Source organism: Streptomyces sp. NPDC048506 (assembly GCF_040651315.1).
Taxonomy (GTDB): domain Bacteria; phylum Actinomycetota; class Actinomycetes; order Streptomycetales; family Streptomycetaceae; genus Streptomyces.
The window spans coordinates 1-4,219 of sequence record NZ_JBEZIX010000084.1; the positions used below are offsets into that span (position 1 = coordinate 1).

Genomic DNA, 4,219 nt, shown 5'->3' on the forward strand with positions numbered 1-4,219 from the left:
ACCCATCCTCCTGCAATCTTAATACTTTTGGTTGTTATTTTTTTTAAGACGTTTCATCTACCTAGGTGCGCTTTTGTGTGGACTGCTTCGCTTTACGTCCACACAACAGGCCCCGGAGGACCACCCCCTCCCGTCGGTGAGCCACCCCCGCCCGGTGGGGGGAAGACGTAAGCGGAAGCCCGGCCTCGTCGTGACGACGAGGCCGGGCTTCCGTCTCTCCACCCCCACCGGGGTGGGGTCCGTTCGCGTACGGCCCCACCCCGACAAACCCCTCCGCCGAAGGCGGAAAAGAAAACAGCGACCCCCACGGCGGGAAAGCCGACGACGTGGGGCGATACCGTCGGGACACCGACTAGGTGAGGGAGACGAGACACGTGACCGCAACGTCGTGGGTGCGAGGCGCCGCCGGAGACCCGTTCGGGACGGCTCGGCTGCGGCGTGGCGTGCTGGACGCCTGGGCCGCTTCACCGGCCCGGTTCCGGGAGGACGCCAACGCGGAGGAGGACCTCGCGCTCGGCGGCTACCGCGACCGGCTCGCCGTGGAGCTGGCGCAGAACGCGGCGGACGCGGCGGCCCGGGCCGGTGTCCCCGGACGGCTCCGGCTGACCCTGCACGCGGCCAACGGCGGCGCCCCCGCCGTCCTCGTCGCGTCGAACACCGGCGCCCCCCTGGACGCCACCGGCGTCGAGTCGCTGTCGACGCTGCGTGCCTCCGCCAAGCGGGAGCCGAGCATCGCCGTCGGCGCGGTGGGGCGGTTCGGCGTGGGCTTCGCCGCGGTGCTGTCCGTCAGTGACGAGCCCGCGCTGGTGGGGCGCACCGGCGGTGTGCGGTGGTCGCTCGCCGAGGCCCGGGAGATGACCGAGGAGGTGGCGGCGCACAGCCCCGGCCTGGGCGGCGAGTTGCGCCGCCGCGACGGGCACGTGCCGCTGCTGCGGCTGCCGCTGCCCGCGGAGGGCACCGCGCCCGACGGCTACGACACCGCGGTGGTCCTGCCGCTGCGCGACGTCGCGGCGCAGGACCTCGCCGAGCGGCTGCTGGACGGCGTCGACGCCGCGCTGCTGCTGACCCTGCCGGGGCTCTCCGAGGTCGTGGTGGAGACCCCGGAGGGCGCACGGGAGTTGAGGCGCCGTCAGGACGGCCCGTACGTCCTGATCGAGGACAGTGAGCGGGGGGCCACTCGGTGGCGGGTGGCGAGCGACGGCGGGCCGCTGGACCCGGCGCTGCTCGCGGACCGGCCCGTCGAGGAGCGGCTGCGGCCGGCCTGGACGGTGACCTGGGCGGTGCCGGTGGACGCCGAGGGCGCGCCGGCCGGGCCGGGCACCGCACCGGTGGTGCACGCACCGACCCCCACCGACGAACCGCTGTCGCTGCCCGCGCTGCTGATCGCGTCGTTCCCGCTGGAGCCGACCCGCCGCCACGTCGCGCCGGGCCCGCTGGCGGACTTCCTGGTGAGCCGGGCGGCCGCCACGTACGCGGCGCTGCTGGCCGACTGGCAGCCGGTGTCGGTGGGCACCCTCGACCTGGTGCCCGGCCCGCTGGGCAAGGGCGGGCTGGACAGTGAGCTGCGCCGGCAGGTGCTCCAGCTGCTGCCGCGGGTGCGGTTCCTGCCGAGCGCGGGCGCGCCCAGGGCGGGTGGGGCGGCCGAACCCGAGGCCCCGCCGGCCGAGGAGTGGGAGGAGGGCGCGGACGCCGCCGACCGTTACGTCCTGCGGCCCGTCGACGCCGAGCTGGTGGAGGGCGCGGGCGCCGCGGCCGTCGCGGTGCTGGCCGAACTCTTCCCCAGCCTGCTGCCGGCCGGGCTGGAACGACGCCCGGAGCTGCGGTCGTTGGGCGTGGCCCGGGTGCCGCTGGGGGAGATGATCGACCGGCTGGCGGGTGTCGAGCGCGCACCCGACTGGTGGTGGCGGCTCTACGACGCGCTGGCCGGCACCGACCCCGACCGGCTCAGCGGCCTGCCGGTGCCCCTGGCGGGCACGGCCGGCCAGGGCCCGGCAGGAGCGAACGGGACGGTACGGACCACGATCGGCCCGCGGCAGGTCCTCCTCCCGCTGCCCGGCGGCGGCCCGGACGCGGACGGCGAGGCCGCCGCCCGGCACCGTACGCTCGCCCGGCTCGGGCTGAAGGTCGCCCACCCCGATGCGGTGCACCCGCTGCTGGAGAAGCTCGGTGCCACCCCGGCGGCTCCGCGGGCCGTCCTGACCACTCCCCAGGTCCGGGCGGCGGTGGCGAACTCCCTGGAGGCCGACGAGGACGCCTACGACGTCTTCGCCGACGACGTCGAGGGCGGCGCCCTGGGTGCGGAGGAGCTGGCGGAGACCGTCCTCGGGCTGGTCCGGGACGCCAATCTCACGCCGGGGGACGAGCCCTGGCTAGGCGCCCTCGCCCTCCCCGACGAGGACGGCGAGCTGGCGCCGGCGGGTGAGCTGGTGTACCCGGGGAGCGCCTTCGAGCGGGTCATCCGGGAGGGTGAACTCGCCGCCTGCGACGCCGAGTTGACGGAACGGTGGGGCGAGCAGCCGCTGACCGCCGTCGGGGTGCTGGCCGACTTCGCGCTGGTGCGCGCCACCGACGTGGTGCTCGACCCGGACGAGCTGGAGCCGCGGGACGGCGACTTCGCCGAGCCGGACGACGCCGGCCTGCTGGACGCGGTCGACGTCTGGTGCGAGGACATCCTCGACGCCCTGCCCGAGAGCCCGGTCCCGCCGGTCGTCACCGAACTCGTCGCCGTCCGCGACCTGGACCTGGTCGACGACGACGCCTGGCCGCAGGTGCTGACGATGCTCTCCCAGCCACCGCTGCGCGATGCGCTCACCGCACCCGTGCGCGTCCTGCTGCCCGACGGCACCACCGAGTCCGTCCGCCCCTACACCGCCTGGTGGCTGCGCGGTCACCCGGTGCTGGACGGCCGCCGCCCGGCGGGCCTCCGCTCGGCGGGCGGCGATCCGCTGCTGGCCGGGCTGTACGAGTCCGCGGACGCCGGTGAGGTCGACGCGCAGGTGCTGCGGGCGCTCGGCGTGCGGACCTCGGTCGCCGCGCTGCTGGACGAGCCGGGTGGCGCGGCGGAGCTGCTGGCCCGCCTCGCCGACCCGGACCTGACCGTCGGCATCGGCCAACTCCACGCCCTCTACGGGCTGTTGGCCGAACAGGACCCCGATCAGGTGACGCTCCCCGACGAGCTGCGGACGGTGCTCGACCGGGAGGCGCGGGTGGTGGACGCGGCCGACGCCGTGGTCGCCGACGCCCCGGACCTGATGCCGCTGGCGGCCCACCTCCCCCTGCTGCCGGTCCGCCCCGAGCGCGCCGCCGACCTGGCGGAGCTGTTGCAGGTGCGGCGGCTGAGCGAGACGGTCAGCGCCGAGGTGCACTCCGAAGGCGTACCCCACGAGGTCCCGGAGGCCGTCCGAGCGCTGCTCGGCGCGGCCACCCCGGAGGTGTACGTGGAGCACGAGGAGCTGCTGGTCGGCGACGGCCCGGACGCCACGGCCGAACTCGACTGGCGCTGGACCCCGGACGGCACCCTGCACGCCGCGACCCTGGAGGGCGTGGCGGCCGGCCTGGCCTGGGCCACCGGTCAGTGGCCGCGCCGCTTCGAGGTGGCGGCCCTGCTGGAGGACCCGGAGCGGCGGGAGGAGCTGGCGCGGGCGCGGTGGTTCGACTGATCCGATGTGCGGCGGGCCGGAGGAGTTGGACTCCGGCCCGGGTAATTCCCGCGGGCGTCGCCACCAGTTAGGGAAGGAATCCCCGGATCCCCGGATCGGGGATTCCTTCCTGCGCTTCACCCGATCAGCGGCGCTCGGGGCGGAATCAGCCTCGAGCGCGTGCATGGTGATTCCATGAACAGTGCACAGAGGAACCTCCCCAGGAAAGCCGTTTCGCGCTTCCCGCGCATTTTCGCGGTAAGTGCCGCCGTGGGCGTGGCCTTTGCGGCAGGGTCGGCGACGGCCGCCTCCGCCGTGGCCGCGGCGCCCGCCCCTCCTCGCGTCTCCACGAAGGTCGCGGCCACCCAGTCGAGCCCGACCGACGTCCGTGACAACGGCCGTGACGACGGTGGGCATGGCAGGGGCCGTGATGACGGTGGCCGCGGCAACGGCCGCGATGACGGTGGCCGCGATGACGGTGGCCGTGATGACGGTGGTCGTGGCAATGGCCGCGATGATGGCGGGCGCGGCAACGGCCGTGACGACGGTGGCCGCGATGACGGTGGCCGCGATGACGGTGG

1 protein-coding gene is annotated in these 4,219 nt (G+C 75.1%); it reads left to right on the plus strand.

What is annotated here, in order from left to right; translation table 11 throughout:
• Nucleotides 1-374: 374 nt before the first annotated feature.
• Complete coding sequence (locus AB0C96_RS40630; RefSeq protein ID WP_362925046.1) at nucleotides 375-3,659, plus strand: molecular chaperone Hsp90; 3,285 nt, start codon at nucleotides 375-377, stop codon at nucleotides 3,657-3,659.
• Nucleotides 3,660-4,219 lie beyond the last annotated feature (560 nt).